Below are 18,328 nucleotides of genomic sequence, written 5' to 3'. Positions count from 1 at the left end.
ATATCCATTCCTTCCACGGCATCGGCATGTTCAAAATAATGCGCTTGACCTTCCCACGATGGTAAGCCTTAAGGTTGTTCTTTATCTGACCATAACGATGAGAAATACATCATGAGCATTCAAAAAAAACAGCATTCTAATGATGGTGAAACTCAAGTCAGCTTGCCCATTGAGGGAATGACTTGTGCAAGCTGCGTTGGACGAGTTGAAGCCGCTCTGGCTAAGGTTGAAGGCGTACAAAACGTAAGCGTTAACCTTGCAACAGAGCGTGCAGATATCCGCCTAAATGCATTCGTTAATCGTATGGCGTTGGTTGAAGCAGTTGAAAAGGTTGGTTATGAGGTTCCTCAAGCTTCTGTAGAGTTATCAGTTCAGGGCATGACATGTGCATCATGCGTAGGGCGTGTCGAAAAATCGCTCCGAGCGGTTAAAGGTGTAAAAGAAGCCACTGTTAATTTAGCGACTGAAAGAGCTACTGTACGTGGAACCGCAGGAGTTGATGACCTCATAACTGCTATCGAAAAAATCGGTTATGAAGCCAGCCTGGTTGATAACCAAAGCCAGAATAATGATAGTGCCGCAGAAAAAAAAGATGCTGAAAAGGTTGCGTTGAAGAAAGATTTAGTTCTGGCGACCGTACTTGCGTTACCAGTATTTATTCTGGAAATGGGGTCGCATGTGATACCGGGAATGCATCAATGGATAATGGATACCATTGGGCTCCAGGAAAGCTGGTATCTCCAGTTTGTATTAACATTGCTGGTGTTGGCTATTCCGGGGCGGCGCTTTTACCTGAAAGGTATTCCCGCGTTATTAAGACTTGGCCCAGACATGAACTCTCTCGTCTCCGTCGGGACTCTCGCTGCATTCGGTTATTCAATGATTGCGACCTTTGCTCCAGGTCTTTTGCCTCAAGGTACCGTCAATGTGTATTACGAAGCTGCTGCGGTAATCGTCGCTCTTATTCTTTTAGGACGATTTATGGAGGCGCGGGCTAAAGGTCGAACGTCTGAGGCTATCAAGCGTTTGGTTGGATTGCAGGCCAAAGAGGCGCATGTGCTGCGTAACGGCATTGTCATCGATATTCCCATTAGTGATGTAGCCCTTGATGACATTATCGAAGTTCGACCAGGTGAGCGGATACCTGTTGATGGTGAGGTGAGTGAAGGAACAAGTTTTGTCGATGAATCGATGATAACGGGGGAGCCTATCCCCGTCGAGAAAGTTCCCGGAAGCTTAATGGTTGGCGGGACTGTTAACCAGAAAGGAGCATTGAGGTTGCGTGCAACAGCCGTTGGTGGCCAGACGATGTTGTCACAAATAATCAGAATGGTAGAGCAAGCCCAGGGCTCTAAACTACCTATACAAGCCGTGGTCGATAAGGTGACATTATGGTTTGTTCCTGTGGTGATGCTGGCAGCGTTGTTAACTTTCCTTGCCTGGTTAACATTTGGGCCATCACCGGCCCTGTCTTTCGCACTGGTTAATGCCGTGGCTGTATTGATCATTGCCTGCCCATGTGCAATGGGATTGGCTACCCCAACCTCTATCATGGTAGGTACTGGGCGTGGTGCAGAAATGGGGATCTTGTTCCGTAAGGGAGAAGCTCTGCAGTTGCTTAAAGATGCCAGGGTTGTCGCTGTAGACAAAACAGGTACTTTGACTGAAGGGCGCCCAGTAATGACAGACCTGGAGTTGGCCGAAGGGTTTGAGCTTGACTTAGTATTAGCAAAAGTTGCCGCTGTTGAATCACGTTCGGAACATCCTATTGCCCGCGCTATCGTTGAAGCTGCTCTAGGAAAAGAGATATCGCTGCCAGCGTTGACTGAGTTTGATTCAATTACTGGGATGGGCGTCAGGGCTACCGTAGACGGAGAGCGCGTAGAGGTCGGGGCCGATCGATTTATGCGTGAGTTAGGCTTGGATATCGAGTATTTTTCAAAGACTGCGATACGCCTTGGAAACGAAGGAAAATCGCCACTCTATGTTGCTATTGATGGACGTCTGGCTGCCATTATCGCAGTCGCTGACCCTATTAAATCAAGTACGCCGATTGCCATAAATGCATTGCACCAACTGGGGCTCAAAGTCGCAATGATTACCGGTGACAATGCCAATACAGCAAATGCGATTGCGAGACAGCTTGGTATTGATGAAGTGGTTGCCGAAGTGTTGCCAGAAGGGAAAGTTGAAGCAGTTCGTCGGTTGAAGGAGTCTTACGGTAAGGTCGCTTATGTTGGTGATGGCATTAATGATGCCCCAGCTTTAGCCGTGGCAGATATTGGGCTTGCAATTGGTACAGGTACCGATATAGCGGTGGAATCTGCTGATGTTGTCTTAATGTCCGGCAACCTACAGGGTGTGCCTAATGCTATTGGATTGTCTAAGGCAACCATAGGTAACATCAGGCAAAATCTTTTTTGGGCGTTTGGTTATAATGCCGCATTGATCCCTGTAGCAGCAGGCCTGCTGTACCCTGCCTATGGATTGCTGCTTTCACCAATCTTTGCTGCAGGCGCGATGGCGCTATCCAGTGTATTTGTCCTGGGCAACGCACTTCGTTTGCGTCGGTTCCAGCCTCCGCTGGCAGAAGACTCTGAGCACTAAGAAAAGGGGAGCTATGAACATTGGTAAAGCATCGAACGAATCAGGAATCTCCGCAAAGATGATTCGCTATTACGAGCAAATTGGTCTGATTCCTGCTACTGGCCGTACCGAAGCGGGCTACCGTGATTATGCACCCAATGATGTCCATCGTCTGATTTTTATCCGCAGTGCGCGCGATCTTGGTTTTTCTCTTGAAGAGATAGCCGATTTGCTCAAGTTATGGAATGACAAATCTCGCCAGAGCGCCGATGTTAAACGTCTGGCACAAGAGCATATGGATGATTTAGAGCGACGTATGGAAAATATGCGACGAATGGCAGATACACTCAGAGCTCTGATCAAAAGCTGTGCTGGGGATGAGCGAGTTGAATGCCCAATACTCCAGACATTAATGACCGCTGATGCTAAAAGCCATCCCGGTAAGAGAGAAGGGGCAGTGCAACGTCGTTCTCGTGGTAACGAAATGGAAAAAGCCTGACCCCTTATTTTAAGGGCATGATGGCGTAGCACAAAGCTGTATGGGCTTGTGTTACGCCATCAGTCTAATCAACTTATAAGCGCACACCACTAATGCACACCCCCCGAGTGGTCAGTTGGTACGGTTAAAGGAAGATCACCATTCTCTTCATCAGCAGTCAATTTCTGTACTATCCCGCATTCGTCCACGCTCCGGTCTGAGCTGCAATAGTTATTAAGTTCTTTGAGTTGTATTTCCAGGGCTATTAATTCTTTAATACGATGCTGAACATGAGTGAGATGGGCACTGATTATTGCATCAATGGGGCCACAGTCTTTACCGTGATTATTCATTGCCAGTAGCAATGCACGTATTTCCTCATGGGTCATATCAAGAGAGCGGCAGCGTCGGATAAATAATAACTTTTCCAGATGAGTATTGTTGTAACGGCGATAGTTATTTTCAATATCTCTTAATGGAGCCTGAAGTAATCCTTCTTTCTCATAGTACCGAATAGTTTCCACCGGACAATCCGCCTTACGGGCCAATTCACCAATTTTCATGCCTCCCCCCTTATGCGCTTGACCCTCTAGTTAGATTAGGGTCTTTAATCGTCAGTATAGTTAACAGATGAGGCAATGAAAATGAGTGGTGGTGTAAAAAATAGCAAAAACCCTGCAGGAGACGAAGCGGCTAGTTGCTGTGAAACGTTCAATTTAGGGACAGGACTCCGGGTTAAGAATACTGGTGAATCACATAAAGCAAATGATCATGCACATGATCAGCAGGCTCATAATCACAAGAAATGCAGTGATGATCATTCCCATGAAGGTCATAACCATGAAGGCCATAACCATGAAGGCCATAACCATGAAGGCCATAACCATGAAGGCCATAATCATGATGCCCATAGCCATGGCGGCGAAGGGCATTCGCATGATGAGCATAATCATAAGGGATGTAACCATGCTCATGCCGCGCAAGAGCATTCTCATGAAGGCCACGATCACGGCCATGAGGGGGATTGTTGCTCCGCTGCTCCAGAACAATTGAGTAGCCTAGGGGGCTCGCAGGTTGTGGCTGGTGGATTACGGACAGAAATTCGCATTATGCAGATGGATTGTCCTGTTGAAGAAAATCTTATCAAAAAGAAACTGGGTGGAATGAGCGCTGTTAAAGAGCTTGATTTCAACCTGATGCAGCGTGTTTTGACTGTAACCCATACACCGGATTCGCTTGAAGCTATCATGGCTGCAATTCGCTCGTTGGGATTCGCGCCAGAAGTCTCTGATAATACTAGCGGCAAGAAAAATACCCAGGAGAAAAAAAAGCCCTGGTGGCCATTAGCTCTTGCTGGCGTAGCTGCTCTTGCAGCCGAAGTGATGCACTGGGCTGATATGCCTGACTGGCTAGAAGCTGGGTTGGCTTTGATAGCAGTGCTTTCTTGTGGTCTGACAACCTACAAAAAAGGTTGGATTTCGATTCGCAATGGCAACTTGAATATCAATGCACTAATGAGTATTGCCGTTACTGGGGCTTTGGTCCTTGGGCAGTGGCCAGAAGCGGCGATGGTTATGGTGTTATTCACCATTGCCGAGCTGATAGAAGCCAAATCACTTGATAGAGCCAGAAATGCAATAGGTTCCCTGATGAACCTGACTCCTGAAACTGCAATGGTCCAACAAGCTGATGGAACATGGCAGGAAGTTGACGCCAGTAGCGTACAACCGGGCAGTATTGTCAGGGTAAAACCAGGTGAACGAATTGGTCTCGACGGAGAAATCGTCAAAGGCCAAACCACCATTAACCAAGCTCCAATTACAGGTGAAAGTATGCCTGTCGATAAAATTGCGGGCGATGCTGTATTTGCTGGAACAATAAATCAGTCAGGCTCTTTTGAATATAAAGTCACTGCAGCTGCAAATAATACAACCCTTGCTCGCATCATTCATGCCGTTGAGCAGGCGCAAGGCGCCAAAGCAGCTACCCAACGTTTTGTTGACCGCTTTTCCCAGATTTATACCCCCGTCGTTATGGGTATTGCTGTTGCGGTTGCTGTATTGCCACCATTGTTTGGGGCAGGAACATGGCAGGAGTGGATCTATAAAGCTTTAGTTATGCTTGTCATTGCGTGTCCATGTGCCCTGGTTATTTCTACGCCAGTAACGATTGTTAGTGGACTTACTGCAGCTGCTCGCAAAGGGATTCTCATTAAAGGCGGTGTTTATCTTGAGCAGGGACGTAAGCTAAAAGCCCTTGCGCTGGATAAAACAGGAACTATTACCTATGGGAAACCAGTACAAACCGACGTAATGGTATTCAATGGGTGGAGCGAGCGTGAAGTTCGTACTACTGCAGCTAGTCTCGCTAGTTACTCTGATCACCCTGTTTCACTGGCAATTGTGAATGCTTCTGCTGATTTGAAAAAGCAGGATGTTGACAGCTTTGAAGCGATTGTTGGGCGAGGTGTGCATGGCGCGATTACAGGTAAGGATTTTTACCTTGGTAACCTGCGTTTGACTGAAGAACACTTTAATTGTCCATCAGAGATTAAAGCAACAGTACAAAGGCTGGAAAGCCAGGGTAAAACAGTTATTTTACTCAATGATGGTAAGCAAGTGCTTGGGTTGTTCGCTGTTGCTGATACTGTTAAAAACAGCAGCCGTGAAGCGATTGAACAACTTCATGAACTTGGCGTTAAAACTATTATGCTGACTGGTGATAACCCACATACAGCTAAAGCAATCGCATCTCAGGTTGGAATCGATGAGGCTCGAGGGAATCAATTGCCAGAAGATAAACATCGTGCAGTTGAAGAGCATTCACGGATTGGAATCACTGGGATGGTTGGTGATGGTATCAATGATGCACCGGCTCTGGCTGCAGCTGATATCGGTTTTGCTATGGGCGCAATGGGTACTGATACGGCGATTGAAACTGCAGATGTAGCCTTAATGGATGATGACCTGCGTAAAATCCCAGCCTTTGTAAAATTATCCCGACAAACGTACAGCTTACTCGTGCAAAATATCAGCCTCGCTCTAGGTATTAAAGCCGTATTCCTTGTACTCACGCTCATGGGAATGGGAACTATGTGGATGGCTGTATTTGCTGATGTTGGTGCCAGTCTTCTGGTTGTGGCAAATGGCCTGAGGTTATTACGAAAATAAAGAGTTGGGTCCCTGAGTTCTTCATGGATGACAGACTCAGAGACCGTATTCTGGTTTGAATATATTCATAGAATATGGTTTGGGGGGAGAGAATGGACACCAGGAAATATTCTGAAAGTGTTGTCAAAGATATTTTGCAGTGGGTTGAAAGTTCATTGAATACAACCTTGCCAGTAGAATTTATTGCTGAGAAGTCTGGGTATTCACGATGGCATTTTCAACGTTTGTTTAAACAGACGACCGGTGTTGCGCTGGGTGAATATGTTCGTGCTCGTCGATTATCATGTGCTGCGATTGATCTGAAATTGACTTCCAGAACAGTCCTGGACATTGCACTTCAGTATGGTTTTAATTCGCAACAAACTTTCACGAGAGCTTTTAAAAACAAGTTTCATCTTCCTCCCGGTCGGTACCGCAAGCAAGGGAATTGGAATTTATCAGCGCTGTGTCCATCTTTACTTTCAGACTATGAGGAGAGATATGCCAATGTTAGTTAATGACCCCGTATTAATTTCTATGATAGAAGAACTGACTGATAAGTATAATAAAATGCAGGATTTTTTAATCGATGATGAACCTTGTATTGATATCGTACGGTCGGTGTATGAGTTGGAGTGTACAGTTAGTGAATTCAAAAAAAGAATTATACTTCAACATATTTCCTATTGCCATTCAGATGAATGTGATGACCCTGACCTGCATGTCGCCTTAATTGACAATATAAAAAACATACTTGACTATCTTGAATAATTTTACAAGAAGGGCATTAGGCTTTCTTAAAACCATTTGTGTTTTGGATGAATAAATATTTTTAATTCACTGATTTCCGTATGGTCTCAACCATAAAGAATATGATGGTAACTAACCCGGGTCAGTCAGTGCGACTCATGCAAGATGCTTGATGTGTATATCGTATAAAATCTTGACCCTATATCAACTTCATGGTTTTTAATGGAACCAAGTCGAGAGTAGCGAGGACGATGAACAGAGCAATAGGGGGAATCATCAATGGAACCTTGTTGCGGACGTTCTGCCTAGTCGCTAGAGCAAACAGAGGTCTCCATGATCAAGCAAAAAACTATCAAGAATATTGTTGAATTAAACGGTATTGGCTTGCATAGCGGTAAAACCGTTAACATGAAAATCATGCCTGCTGGTGCCGATAGTGGCATACGGTTCCGTAGAACAGATGTAACTCCTGTTGTTGATATTCAGCTCCGTGCCGATCAGATTCATGACACTATGCTGGCAACAAGCATTATCAACCCTCAGGGAGTTCGAGTTTCAACAATCGAGCATTTCCTTTCTGCGGTGTCTAGCATGGGGCTTGATAACCTCTTGGTGGAGCTCGATGCTCCAGAACTTCCCATTCTCGATGGGAGTGCCAGAGGATTCATAGACTCAATAATGCACGCTGGTTTGATAGAGCAGTGTGCGCTAAAAAAATATCTTCTGATAAAAAAAACGGTTTCCGTAAAAGATGGCGACAAATGGGCTCTTTTGCATCCAGACTCAAAGTTCTCGATCGATTTTATGATTGATTTTAAGCATCCCTTGATTTCTGCTGAGACTAATAGATTAAATATTGAAGTGTCGAAAGAAAACTATATTAGCGAGATTGCTGATGCCAGAACTTTCGGATTTGTTCGTGATGTAGAACTTCTACAACAAAAAGGTCTTGGGTTAGGGGCAAGTTTGAACAATGCGATAGGGCTTGATGAATATAGCGTTCTGAATCCGGAAGGTCTGCGATTTAATAACGAACTTGTGCGACATAAAACACTGGATGCGATTGGAGACCTCTTTGTATCAGGCCATAATATTATTGGCGCCTACCATGCTTATAAGTCAGGGCATGCATTAAATAATAAGTTGATGCTTGCACTGTTGAATGATGTCGAATCATGGGAATTAGTGAGTGTTGGTGAATATAAAAATGATGCCACTAGAGAAACCATCCTTTCTAAACCCAAAGAAGAGTGTTTTGAGTCATTAAGTATGTGGTCATAAGGGATATGAGTATGTTCGTCACATCTGGTTTTTTACACAGCTTATCTTGATGATTTTTTTCTTGACCTTACCACCACGGGAAGGTCTAGGCTGGATATCGACTAAGTCTTGATGAGCCAAACGGTAACCGTATCACTACGTATGCAAGGTAAGAGTGTCAGAAACGACGTCATTTGAAACTGGATCTGATATTAACAGAATACATTTTGGGAGGTAAGGATGAACATTGGTGATGCTGCCCGGTTATCCGGAGTTTCCGCCAAAATGATCCGCTATTACGAAGAGGCGGGATTAATACCGGAAGTTGCAAGAACTGCAGCCGGGTATCGGATGTACAGCGATATTGATGTGTACAAATTGCATTTTATACGTCGATGTCGGGAGTTAGGTTTCTCTCTGGCGCAAACAGGAGAACTTCTCTGTCTTTGGGGTAACCATTCGCGCCAAAGCGCTGATGTGAAAAAATTAGTCGAGTCACACATCCGCGAGTTGACTGTAAAAATTCAAGAATTTCAGCGTATGGCATCAATACTTACAACGCTTTCTGATTGCTGTGCAGGGGATGATAAGCCTGAATGCCCTATTTTGCGTGCACTGTATCTTGCAGATGTTAACGGTTTGCAGGAATCAGATTCTGGCCCTGAAATTACTTAGCCGCTACCCATATATGACAGTAATTTCAACTGAAATTACGCCCACAAAACAAGATGATATTAACATTAATTGGGTTAGTAATTCTTGGGTGAAAAGAAAGCAATGTGGTTTTTAAAATATATTAACTGTTTTTAGTAGTGAGGTTTACAATGTCAGATATTATTCCCGGATATTGCACACTTTGCCGTTCGCGTTGCGGGACGTTGAATGAAGTAGCAAATGACCACCTGATCAAGGTACGGGCCAACCCTGAACATCCTAATGGTAAGGCCATGTGTATGAAGGGCAAAGCGGCACCTGAGCTGGTGGACAGCGCAAATAGAATTCTGTACCCGATGAAGAGAACCCATCCTAAAGGTGCCGAGAACCCGGGCTGGAAACGTATAAGTTGGGAAGAGGCTATGTCAACGATAGCCGGACAACTGGAAAAATTTAAACGAGAGAACGGAGCTGAATCTGTCGCTTTCGGTTTTACGAGCCCAAGCGGTACCCCCCTCAGCGATGCAATTGAATGGTTAGAGCGATTTGTTCGTATCTATGGCAGCCCAAACACCAGCTATGGAACTGAAATATGTAACTGGCATAAAGACGTTGCACATCGATGGACCTTTGGCTGCGGCATCCCTGTTGCTGACTATTCCCATGCCGATCTTATCCTTCTTTGGGGGCATAACCCCGCGAATACTTGGCTTGCCCAGGCTAGCGCGATTGGTACTGGTCGAAATAACGGTGCAAAACTGATCGTCGTGGATCCTCGCCCGACACCTTTAGCGAAAGAAGCAAATGCCTGGCTTGATGTCAATCCTGGAACTGACGGTGCATTAGCTTTGGGGTTAAGCCATCTCCTGGTAGAAAGAAACCTGTTTAATCATGAGTTTGTTCGAAACTGGACTAATGGTCCTTTGTTGGTTCGAAATGATAATGGTTATTTTCTTCGGGAAAAAGATATTAACCCACTTGCCATCAGTAATCGCTATACAGTTTGGGACGAACACAACCAGCAAGTCACATTTATCGATTCCGAGACTCGAACTGAAGAAACGCTGACGCCTACAGCTGCACTTGAGGGTAATGTTGAAGTTGCAATAGCTGATGGTGCAAAAATTTCCTGCCAAACGGCGTTTTCATCTTTTAAAGATATGTTGGCTAATTATGACCCAGAAAACGTAAGCCGTATCACCGGGGTATCTGTTGCATCAATTGAAGCCGCTGCGAGTTTGATTGCCGGGGCCAAGAAAATCGCCTACCACAGCTGGTCTGGAGTGGCACAACACACTAATGCCACCCAAACAGAACGTGCGATTGCGACACTGTATGCTTTAACCGGTTGTTTCGATCAGGAAGGATGTAATCGAATCTATGCCAGCCACCCGGTGAATGTGGTTAATTCACCGACACTGATGCCAAAATCACAATGGGATAAAGCATTAGGTCTTGAAGAAAGGCCTATCGGGCCGCCTTCACAAGGTTGGGTTCATTCTCAGGATATCTGGCATTCAGTATTAGAAGGTACACCCTATAAAATTCGCGGGTTAATTGGCTTTGGTGCCAACATATTACTTTCACAAAGTGATACTTCTCTCGGACAACAGGCGCTTGAGGCACTTGAGTTTTATGCCCATGTAGATTTGTTTGAAACGCCTACATCAAAGTATGCTGATATCCTTCTGCCAGTAAACACTGCCTGGGAGCGCGAAGGCCTAAGAACCGGGTTTGAAAGTAGTGCTGCTGCTCAGGACCACATTCAGTTGAGAAAAAAAATGGTCTCTCCGCGCGGTGAAAGCCGTTCCGACCTTGAGATTGTTTTCGATCTTGCATGCCGGTTAGGAATGAATGAAGCGTTCTTCGACGGCAATATTGAGGCAGCCTGGAATTATCAACTAGAACCATTAGGTTTGACTGTTGAGATGCTCAGAAATAAGCCAGAAGGTTACGATATCCCGCTTGAGCATAAAGTCAGAAAATATGCTTTCAGAGACCCAAATAGTGGATATCTGGCAGGTTTCAATACAGAAACAAAACGTGCAGAGTTTTACTCTGAGATCCTTCATCGCTATGGTTACAATCCTTTACCTGAGTATGTACAGCCGCAAGAATACCAGCGCAACGATCCTGATTATCCACTAATGCTGACATCCGTTAAAAGCGGATTCTTCTGTCATAGCCAACATCGAAGCCTGACTAGCCTACGAAAAAAAGCACCTTATCCAACGGTAGACATTTCGGCAGCTCTGGCTGACGAAGAAGGTATCAAGACGGGGGATTGGGTAGAAATTGAAACGAGAGCAGGTCTTGCTCGATTTAGAGCAAAAGTGGAAGCCAAACTCTCTCATGAAACTGTAATTGCTGAGTTTGGGTGGTGGCAGGCTTGTCCTGATTTTGGCAAACCTTCATACCCGGTTAAAGGTGAGTACAGTAGCAATTACAATAGCTTAATCAGCGGTGATAGCTATGATCCAGTCAGCGGTGCTTTACCTTTGCGTTCATTCCGCTGCCGCATTCGCCGCTTGAATGATTTTGAGCTGATAAGACGCCCCTGGGAAGGTCGTAAAACATTCAAAGTCATTGAACTGAAAAAAGAAGCAGATAATGTTACGACAGTTACCTTCCAATCGAATAGTGAAGGCTACTTACCTGATTATGAACCGGGCCAGCATATCACTGTTAGCTGTTGTCCGATGAGCGATTCTGAAGAGATCGTTACCCGGGCGTATTCGCTGACAGGCCCTGCGTTTGTTCATGACCGTAAAACCTATTCCATTTCTGTCCGTCATCAGAAAGCGACTGATGAGAAAGGTGAATATGTAGAAGGAATAATGTCATCCTACATAAACACGCATTTGCAGATAGGCAAGGATGTTGAACTTACGCCTCCTGGGGGGAATTTCATTGTCCCGCTCAATGCCGTCCAGCCTGTCGTAATATTTGCTGGCGGTATTGGAATTACTCCATTCATTTCCTATCTGGAGTCTATTAACCCCCAAGCGGAAGGTCCGGAAATCTGGCTTTTCTATGCTAATCAAAATAGTAGGCTACATGCGTTTAAGAAAAGAATTGCGGAGCTAAATGCGTCTATTGACAGGCTTAAAGTAATTAATATCTACAACCAGCCCCTCGACTGTGATATTCCAGGATTGGATTATGATAGAGCTGGTTATGTTGGTGCGGGAGATGTCGAGGCATATCTTATTGAGAATAATGCTCGTTATTACATGTGTGGTCCGCAGCCTATGATGGATGCGATATCCCGAGGGCTTCAGGAGAGAGGTGTACCTGCATTTGCTATTTTCTACGAGATATTTCGTTCTCCGACAAAAATAAATAATGATCCCTCATTACGTCATAAAGTAATTTTTGCAAAATCAGGAAGAGAAGAGATCTGGACCACGGATAAAGGTACTCTGCTGAATTTTGGAGAAAAACTTGGGATTAAAATGCCTAGTGGTTGTCGTGTTGGACAATGTGAAAGCTGTTCAACTAAGGTGATTGCCGGGAACGTGCAGCATCTGAATGGTGTGGAACCCTCTGATGAGGGTGCATGTTTGACATGCCAGTGCATTCCTGCCGGTGATATCACTATTGATGCCTGAGATAGGTATTAGCATCCTTTACATCAGGCCATTTTAGTGGTCTGATGTTATTCAATGGATAACGCTATGTTTTAAAGACATTTTTAATTATTTTGCGCCAATCCAACTCAATAACCGATTTAATGAATTATTTCAGTGCGATCTTCATGAATTTTTATCATCCTCCCCCTTACCTTCAAGTTACTGCAAGTCTTAGCCTGTAAGAAATTACTACAGTCACCAGTTTCGGATTGGCCGAGGAGTTTTAGTGAATGAAAGGCTTGCAATGATAAAATTGAAACTTCATTGTTTTTCTGCATCGAGCCTAAAAAAATGACCGGGTATCCCTGAGCACAAAACCAGCCATCCACTCGATACATACCGGAAACGCGTTGATAACCGCGCTGCCATGGATGCCATATTCTTCTTCCTCAGGACTGGTTGTCTGAACGCCACCGGGATATGTTCATCGAGTTCTGCACACCGGCGCTTTAAGGAGTGGCACGATTCAGGCATTTTTGAGCGCTTCTGGCAGAACGGTTTGCTTGCCTGCGAGCATCTGGACAGCATTGACTGGTCCTGGTTGTCGATGGACGGTTGTATGACCAAATCGCCGCTGTCAGGAACAAAAAACAGGTCGCAATCCTAAGGACAAAGGGAAACAAGGTGTAAAGCGCAGCCTGCTGACGGACGCCAGGGGGCTTCCTCTGTCGCTGGTCGTCGCAGCAGCGAACACGCACGACATCAAATTGGTTGCGGATACGCTCGATGCCCTTCAGGCGGGGCATCCGGGGGGAAACTCAGGCTCTGTCTGGACAAAGGTTACGAAGCTGGATGGCTGAAAACGTATCTGCAGAGTCGCCGTTACGAGCCACATATTCAGTCCCGTAAAGAGGAGTCTGACGCCAGTAAAAACAGGGACTTCAAAGCCCCTCTCTGGGGCGTTGAGAGGACTCATAGCTGGATGAATCGCTTTCGCCGGGTTCTGACCCGATGGAAAAAGAAGGCCGAAAATTACGAGGCTATGTTGCATTTTGCCTGTGGTCTTATCGTCTGGAATAAAGTCCTATTGAGATAGGCTCTTAGTTAATAGAATCCCGTTCATATGGTCTATCATATGCTGTATACAGATCGAGAGAGTACCACTTGCACTAAAATTTATTGTATTCCCAAAAGCATCAAGAGCGGTGACATTTATTTTCTCTGCACGGTATACAAAACGACTGGTTCCTGGTATAGAAAGACATTTTTCCTCAGTGATATTTTTTTCTTCCTTACTCTCAGCAATTACCGGATTAATTAATACTATTGGTTGCACCAGCGATTCAGGGACATCAATTACAGCAATCCTTTGGTGAACACCAACCTGGGTTGCTGTTAAACCTACACTGGATGTACCGTACATAGTGGTAATCATATCCTTAATAAATTGCCGGGTTATCGGTGAAATATGTTCGACGGGCATTGCAATGATCTTCAATTTGGGATCCGGATACTTTAAAACTGATAATAATGACATGCAAGGCTACTCTTTATTTAAATGGCAGTAAAAACGATATGTTTTAAGTCGGACCTGAGTGGAGAACCGGGACAGAAATAACTACCGGACTGACAGCCAGATATAAATTTTCTGCTGCCTGCGAACGTCATTCCGGTCTGTCCTGCTCAACAGCACAACAGACCGGAAACACTATATCAGAGAAGAGGAAGGGTATAACTGACTGTAACCCGGGTTTCATCCTGGTCACGCTGTCCAGCAGAGCCTTTTCTACTTGTGTCAGGCAGAGCGCTGCGCATTGTGGCATTTTTTACGGAGATGCCAAGTCCGTTAAGTATTCCCTCGGGGATAGTATAACTCAGGGCAATATCCCGTTCCCATTCCCCCTTTCGCCCATTCCCGGTATCAATATTATCGGCGTTCAGATAGAGGATACTTAGATTCAGCCCTTTGAGCCCTGCATCAGCAAAATTATAGGCGTACCGTGCCAGCCAGGTTCGCTCCCCCGCCCTGCTGAATTTTAGCAATTGTGCATCAGTAATTAACCAGGTGCTTGTTCCTTCTCCATCACCACGATTCAGATATGGAAAGTCACTTTTCCCCGTCAGCCACTGATAACCACTGCTCACACTGTGACCTCCAGAAGACCATGTCAACTGACCGCTATAAACATTGTTGTCCACTTCTCCCTTTGTGCGATTATTTCCGTAATAACCAGTACTTACATATCCGGCACTCCGTCCTGCAGCACTTCCGTTCTTTCCGTCTGCATCGCTGATGAATATACGAATATCTGATTTCAGGTTCCCGGAAACGATTTTCAGGTTATGTGCCAGTCCGATATAGTTTTGTCTGTAAAAATTATCCAGCTCACCGTAATAGTATGAGAGAGTCATGTCTTTCATAAGAGTATAGTCACCACCGGCGAAATAAAAACGATTACTGCTCCGTGAAGTGGGACCACTTCCATTGGCTCCGGCAATGGACATTCCGCGCATATCTGTGGAGTTACGTCCTTTTGTATGTGTGAGAACGCCGCCGGTCAGACTCAGATCGTCGATATCTGTTGATGATATTTGTCCTCCCTGATATGTCATGGGCAAAAGGCGGGCATCGTTGTATATAACGACGGGATTTTTGGGCTGAAGCGTTCCATAACGGAGTTCCGTATCAGATATTTTTGCCCTGCCGGTAACCCCCAGGCTACCGAACTGATGAACCGCTCTGCCATCATTGTCTAGCGGAAATACTGTACCGGGTTGCCGACCTGACGCCGGTGAGCCTGCTTTACCTCCTCCGTCAAGTCTGATGCCCAGTAGCCCCAGAGTGCTCAGTCCGAATCCCACTGGCCCTTCAGTATAACCTGAATCGTAATTGAGGATGAACCCCTGTCCCCATTCTTCCTGTTTACTGAACCCGTCCCCACTGCGATTATCTGTATTAATATAGAAATTGCGGAGTGTGAGATTGGCCTTACTGTCTTCAATAAAACCGGCTATCGCATTAGGGACTGTAACTCCCGGCATCAAAGCTACAGCAGATATTACGAGTGTAACTATTCTCATTCAGGTAATTCCTTTAGCTTGCCTGATATCAATATACGCGGTAACACGAAGGGAAAATGGCAGAAAATAATGAGGTATTTGTTTACCGCTGCACTAAGTACGAATCCAGTTCATATCAAAAACCATGAAGTGGCTACAGGGTCAAGACTTTTTTTTTCAGACTGACTGCTTATACCATGGATTGGCCCTATGCACCGTGTTTCTGCTGGTTGTAAGACAGGAGACTTCCGTTTAGACCGGCACTGTTTTCAGGGAGGGAATCAATCTGATGTATCAAGCGAATTGGGTTAATTGTAAGCGTCCAGCGAGACTTGCAACTACCCACAATTATATTAAGGTAATCATTATGATAATCAGCTAAATTACTTTCAGGGATGGTTGAATGATTAATCAGGAACAGACTTCGCTTTCATGGCTCGATGAGGAAATTAATTCTTCTGTCTTTAGCGATCGCCGCCGTGCCAGTCGTTTTAAAAGTCTCATGCAAAAACTCTGGCGGGGGATGGGCAACAGCCTCCCTTTTGCCTGCCAGGATAATGCAGCAACAAAAGCCGCTTACCGGTTCCTTTCCAGTGACAGGATTGATGAGCAGCACCTGCTGCAGGGACATTCCGAGGCTACCAGTCAAAGGATATATGCGCTGCAAGGTGAGAAGATTCTACTGCTTCAGGACACCACAACATTTGGCTACCACCGGGATAACCCTGATGCAGTAGGATTTGCAGGCAATCACACCTAATCAAGATGGGGAATGATGCAGGTGTCAATTGTGGGATCCTGATGCATTCGAGCCTGGCAGTGACGACATCAGGGCTCCCGCTGGGTCTGACCGCGGTGAAGTTCTGGACCCGAAAAAAATTCAAAGGCACTAACGCACTTAAAAGGAAAATTAATCCGACCGTTTTTTTACATCAGATCACTGGCTGACAGTCAAAGACGTGGCTCACGTCTTCATGGTTGACATAGTCTGTCCGGACAGAGATGTCCATATCCGAGCAAGTTTCCGGCAGGAACGAGGTTGCCATAGCTCCGGATGAGAGCATGCCAGTCAGAATCAGTACTGCAGTCACGCTAAATTTTTTCATCTGTATATTCCTCTTCATCAGATATCGCCGTTTCACCTGTTAATGTGTATTAAAAACCCTGTGGTTCATACAGGGTCAACACCCTTACGCTGTTTTTTCTGGTGGGATAAGGACAAAAAAAAAGCTACCTGGGGGTAACCTGACTAAAACAGTCATCAAGGAAAACGGACAACAGGGATAGGGTTGTCCTGGAGGGTGTGTCCGCATGTGAGGTCGCCGGCGGAACCGGAGGTGACCCCCACTATAGTGGCAGTCAGTCCGGCAGTTCCCTCTGCGACCATCTCACGCGTTTACTGCTCAGGTTCAGGGTAATACCGTCCCGGATTACTTATCAAGTACTGCAGTCACGCGGGCAACGTTTTTCTGGTCTGCACTGGTGATGCGGTAGGACGAAGCACCGGATTCCTGGGCGATAGCGGCAATTTTCGCTTCCGCGTTGTTCAGGGTGTCAGCAGTAACGCTGACGGACTGGGCGAAGCCGGAGAAAGAAACTACGGAGAGCATACCGGCAGCAGCAAGCAGTTTGATGTTTTTCATGGTCATATTCCTTGGGTTATCTGGTCATCTGGTCATCTGGTGATACCGGCGTCATCGCCGTCTCACCTGTTGATGTGTATTAAAAACCCTGTAGTAAATACAGGGTCAACAAGTTATTTTGTAAATTATTGTCGGCTGTGTTTTTGTCGTTTTCATACAACCCAGCTCTTGAAAGAGCCTCACTGTGGCTGACGAGAAATGAGAAAATACGGCCGTAACAGACACCGCGAAACCGGGATTGCGCTGGGGAGATAGGTCGGTGCAGGGCAAGTTAACTTACAGGATTAGTGAGGGTTTATGATGTTACGGCTACTGATTAAGTACGCGTGCGTATTCTGGCGAAGTTGAACGGTTATTCCGGAGGAACGTGAACGCGTTATTCCCTAACGCGCCCTAACTTCTTTTTATTACACCGACCGTTCACTTTCAGTCAACCTGTGCCAGTCGTTTTCTCATCGACTCACCCTTCATTTCCAGCCGGTGGGAGTTATGCATCAGACGATCAAGGATCGCGTCTGCCAGCGTGTTATCGCCAACGCAGCCATACCACTCATCCGTTGGCAGCTGGCTTATCATCACCGTGGCGTTCTTTCCGTATCTGTCATCCATCAGTTCCAGCAGATCGTTACGCTGCGCTGGCAGCAACGGCTCAAGGCCCCAGTCATCCAGGATAAGCAGCTGCGTTTTTGACAGCTGAGCCAGCTGCTTTCGGTAACTACCGTCTGCGCGGCTGTGCGTCAGTTCAACCAGCAACCGGTTCAGTCTCCAGTACTGTACGCTGTAACCCTGCTGGCAGGCGTTGTTGCCAAGGGCGCAGCCCACATAGGTTTTGCCGCAACCGCAGGGGCCGGTTATCAGCAGGTTCTGCCCCCTGACCACCCATTCGTTCTGGCTTAGCTGAGCGATCCGAGAACGTTCCAGGTTTCTCGCTGGCTGGTAGTCGATGTCCTGGACCGAGGCTTCAAGCCTCAGGCGGGCTTTTTGTAGCAGACGTTTCTGTTTACGCTGATCCCTTTCGAGTGATTCGCGCGTGACCAGCAACGCCAGTCTTTCCCTGAAGGAGAGCTCTTCGTAAGTGCCGGGTTGCTCCATCTGTGAGGACAGCGCGGCCGCCATTCCCGTCAGTTTCATTTCTGTCAGCTGTTTCATCAGCGTATGTGGCATTATCGGATCCCT

Annotated in this window: 14 protein-coding genes and 1 pseudogene; 10 read left to right on the top strand and 5 right to left on the bottom strand. The window is 46.0% G+C overall.

Features of this window, described 5'->3' with window-relative positions; all coding sequences use genetic code 11:
* The first annotated feature begins 111 nt into the window (after window positions 1–111).
* Together HV037_RS21940 and cueR (HV037_RS21935) are read left to right on the top strand one after the other, a co-directional pair.
* Window positions 112–2,607 (top strand): heavy metal translocating P-type ATPase, encoded by a 2,496-nt coding sequence (locus HV037_RS21940; protein WP_009654818.1) that lies wholly within the window; start codon window positions 112–114, stop codon window positions 2,605–2,607.
* A gap of 13 nt (window positions 2,608–2,620) precedes the next feature.
* Window positions 2,621–3,085, top strand: coding sequence for a Cu(I)-responsive transcriptional regulator (gene cueR, locus HV037_RS21935; protein ID WP_016154433.1), 465 nt, complete (start codon window positions 2,621–2,623; stop codon window positions 3,083–3,085).
* An 89-nt stretch (window positions 3,086–3,174) separates the two neighbouring features.
* Here cueR (HV037_RS21935) and HV037_RS21930 read toward each other — a convergent pair whose 3' ends face one another.
* Window positions 3,175–3,627 (bottom strand): Cd(II)/Pb(II)-responsive transcriptional regulator, encoded by a 453-nt coding sequence (locus tag HV037_RS21930; RefSeq protein WP_094168556.1) that lies wholly within the window; start codon window positions 3,625–3,627, stop codon window positions 3,175–3,177.
* Window positions 3,628–3,708: 81 nt separating this feature from the next.
* Between HV037_RS21930 and HV037_RS21925 the strand changes: the two genes are divergently transcribed.
* The 7 genes and pseudogenes from HV037_RS21925 (at window position 3,709) to HV037_RS21895 (ending at window position 13,545) form a co-directional block, all read left to right on the top strand.
* The gene (locus tag HV037_RS21925; RefSeq protein ID WP_047389714.1) at window positions 3,709–6,234 is read left to right on the top strand and encodes a heavy metal translocating P-type ATPase; all 2,526 of its coding nucleotides are present in this window, start codon (window positions 3,709–3,711) and stop codon (window positions 6,232–6,234) included.
* 92 nt (window positions 6,235–6,326) lie between these two features.
* Window positions 6,327–6,731, top strand: coding sequence for a helix-turn-helix domain-containing protein (locus HV037_RS21920; RefSeq protein WP_071532327.1), 405 nt, complete (start codon window positions 6,327–6,329; stop codon window positions 6,729–6,731).
* Window positions 6,715–6,984 (top strand): hypothetical protein, encoded by a 270-nt coding sequence (locus HV037_RS21915; RefSeq protein ID WP_225388535.1) that lies wholly within the window; start codon window positions 6,715–6,717, stop codon window positions 6,982–6,984. The genes HV037_RS21920 and HV037_RS21915 overlap by 17 nt, the downstream gene beginning before the upstream one ends.
* 312 nt (window positions 6,985–7,296) lie before the next feature.
* Window positions 7,297–8,244, top strand: a complete 948-nt coding sequence (gene lpxC, locus HV037_RS21910) for a UDP-3-O-acyl-N-acetylglucosamine deacetylase (protein WP_023302364.1) — start codon at window positions 7,297–7,299, stop codon at window positions 8,242–8,244.
* 219 nt (window positions 8,245–8,463) lie between these two features.
* Entirely contained in the window at window positions 8,464–8,898 is a 435-nt protein-coding gene (gene cueR, locus HV037_RS21905; protein WP_023336667.1) for a Cu(I)-responsive transcriptional regulator, read from the top strand.
* A 149-nt stretch (window positions 8,899–9,047) separates the two neighbouring features.
* Window positions 9,048–12,488, top strand: a complete 3,441-nt coding sequence (locus HV037_RS21900) for a molybdopterin-dependent oxidoreductase (RefSeq protein ID WP_023302365.1) — start codon at window positions 9,048–9,050, stop codon at window positions 12,486–12,488.
* Window positions 12,489–12,810: 322 nt separating this feature from the next.
* Window positions 12,811–13,545 (top strand): annotated as a pseudogene (locus HV037_RS21895) (IS5 family transposase).
* Here the strand turns inward: HV037_RS21895 and def are convergent.
* Both def and HV037_RS21885 read right to left on the bottom strand, forming a co-directional pair.
* Window positions 13,534–13,986 (bottom strand): peptide deformylase, encoded by a 453-nt coding sequence (gene def, locus HV037_RS21890; RefSeq protein ID WP_016154430.1) that lies wholly within the window; start codon window positions 13,984–13,986, stop codon window positions 13,534–13,536. The pseudogene HV037_RS21895 and the gene def sit on opposite strands and share 12 nt — an antisense overlap.
* A 176-nt stretch (window positions 13,987–14,162) precedes the next feature.
* On the bottom strand, window positions 14,163–15,530 hold the full coding sequence (locus HV037_RS21885) for an OprD family outer membrane porin (protein ID WP_016154429.1): 1,368 nt from the start codon (window positions 15,528–15,530) through the stop codon (window positions 14,163–14,165).
* Between the two features lie 382 nt (window positions 15,531–15,912).
* Here HV037_RS21885 and HV037_RS21880 point away from each other — a divergent pair, with 382 nt between their 5' ends.
* Window positions 15,913–16,269, top strand: coding sequence for a transposase DNA-binding-containing protein (locus HV037_RS21880; RefSeq protein ID WP_016154428.1), 357 nt, complete (start codon window positions 15,913–15,915; stop codon window positions 16,267–16,269).
* A gap of 670 nt (window positions 16,270–16,939) precedes the next feature.
* On the opposite strand, the gene HV037_RS21875 is transcribed toward HV037_RS21880, so the two are convergent.
* Together HV037_RS21875 and istB are read right to left on the bottom strand one after the other, a co-directional pair.
* Window positions 16,940–17,152: a DUF1471 domain-containing protein gene (locus tag HV037_RS21875; protein WP_016154425.1), complete on the bottom strand. Its 213-nt coding sequence runs from the start codon at window positions 17,150–17,152 to the stop codon at window positions 16,940–16,942.
* 426 nt (window positions 17,153–17,578) lie between these two features.
* Window positions 17,579–18,319, bottom strand: coding sequence for an IS21-like element helper ATPase IstB (istB, locus tag HV037_RS21870; RefSeq protein ID WP_269150626.1), 741 nt, complete (start codon window positions 18,317–18,319; stop codon window positions 17,579–17,581).
* Window positions 18,320–18,328: the final 9 nt, after the last annotated feature.

It is taken from the genome of Citrobacter sp. RHBSTW-00017 (assembly GCF_013797615.1).
GTDB lineage: Bacteria > Pseudomonadota > Gammaproteobacteria > Enterobacterales > Enterobacteriaceae > Citrobacter > Citrobacter braakii.
The sequence above is the reverse complement of the archived record's forward strand: the minus strand, read 5'-3'. Positions and strand labels throughout refer to the sequence as shown.

Coding starts and splice junctions, on each gene's coding strand:
- HV037_RS21940 (WP_009654818.1), top strand. CDS start 112: ATGAGCATTCAAAAAAAACAGCATTCTAATGATGGTGAAACTCAAGTC.
- cueR (WP_016154433.1), top strand. CDS start 2,621: ATGAACATTGGTAAAGCATCGAACGAATCAGGAATCTCCGCAAAGATG.
- HV037_RS21930 (WP_094168556.1), bottom strand. CDS start 3,627: ATGAAAATTGGTGAATTGGCCCGTAAGGCGGATTGTCCGGTGGAAACT.
- HV037_RS21925 (WP_047389714.1), top strand. CDS start 3,709: ATGAGTGGTGGTGTAAAAAATAGCAAAAACCCTGCAGGAGACGAAGCG.
- HV037_RS21920 (WP_071532327.1), top strand. CDS start 6,327: ATGGACACCAGGAAATATTCTGAAAGTGTTGTCAAAGATATTTTGCAG.
- HV037_RS21915 (WP_225388535.1), top strand. CDS start 6,715: ATGCCAATGTTAGTTAATGACCCCGTATTAATTTCTATGATAGAAGAA.
- lpxC (WP_023302364.1), top strand. CDS start 7,297: ATGATCAAGCAAAAAACTATCAAGAATATTGTTGAATTAAACGGTATT.
- cueR (WP_023336667.1), top strand. CDS start 8,464: ATGAACATTGGTGATGCTGCCCGGTTATCCGGAGTTTCCGCCAAAATG.
- HV037_RS21900 (WP_023302365.1), top strand. CDS start 9,048: ATGTCAGATATTATTCCCGGATATTGCACACTTTGCCGTTCGCGTTGC.
- def (WP_016154430.1), bottom strand. CDS start 13,986: ATGTCATTATTATCAGTTTTAAAGTATCCGGATCCCAAATTGAAGATC.
- HV037_RS21885 (WP_016154429.1), bottom strand. CDS start 15,530: ATGAGAATAGTTACACTCGTAATATCTGCTGTAGCTTTGATGCCGGGA.
- HV037_RS21880 (WP_016154428.1), top strand. CDS start 15,913: ATGATTAATCAGGAACAGACTTCGCTTTCATGGCTCGATGAGGAAATT.
- HV037_RS21875 (WP_016154425.1), bottom strand. CDS start 17,152: ATGAAAAACATCAAACTGCTTGCTGCTGCCGGTATGCTCTCCGTAGTT.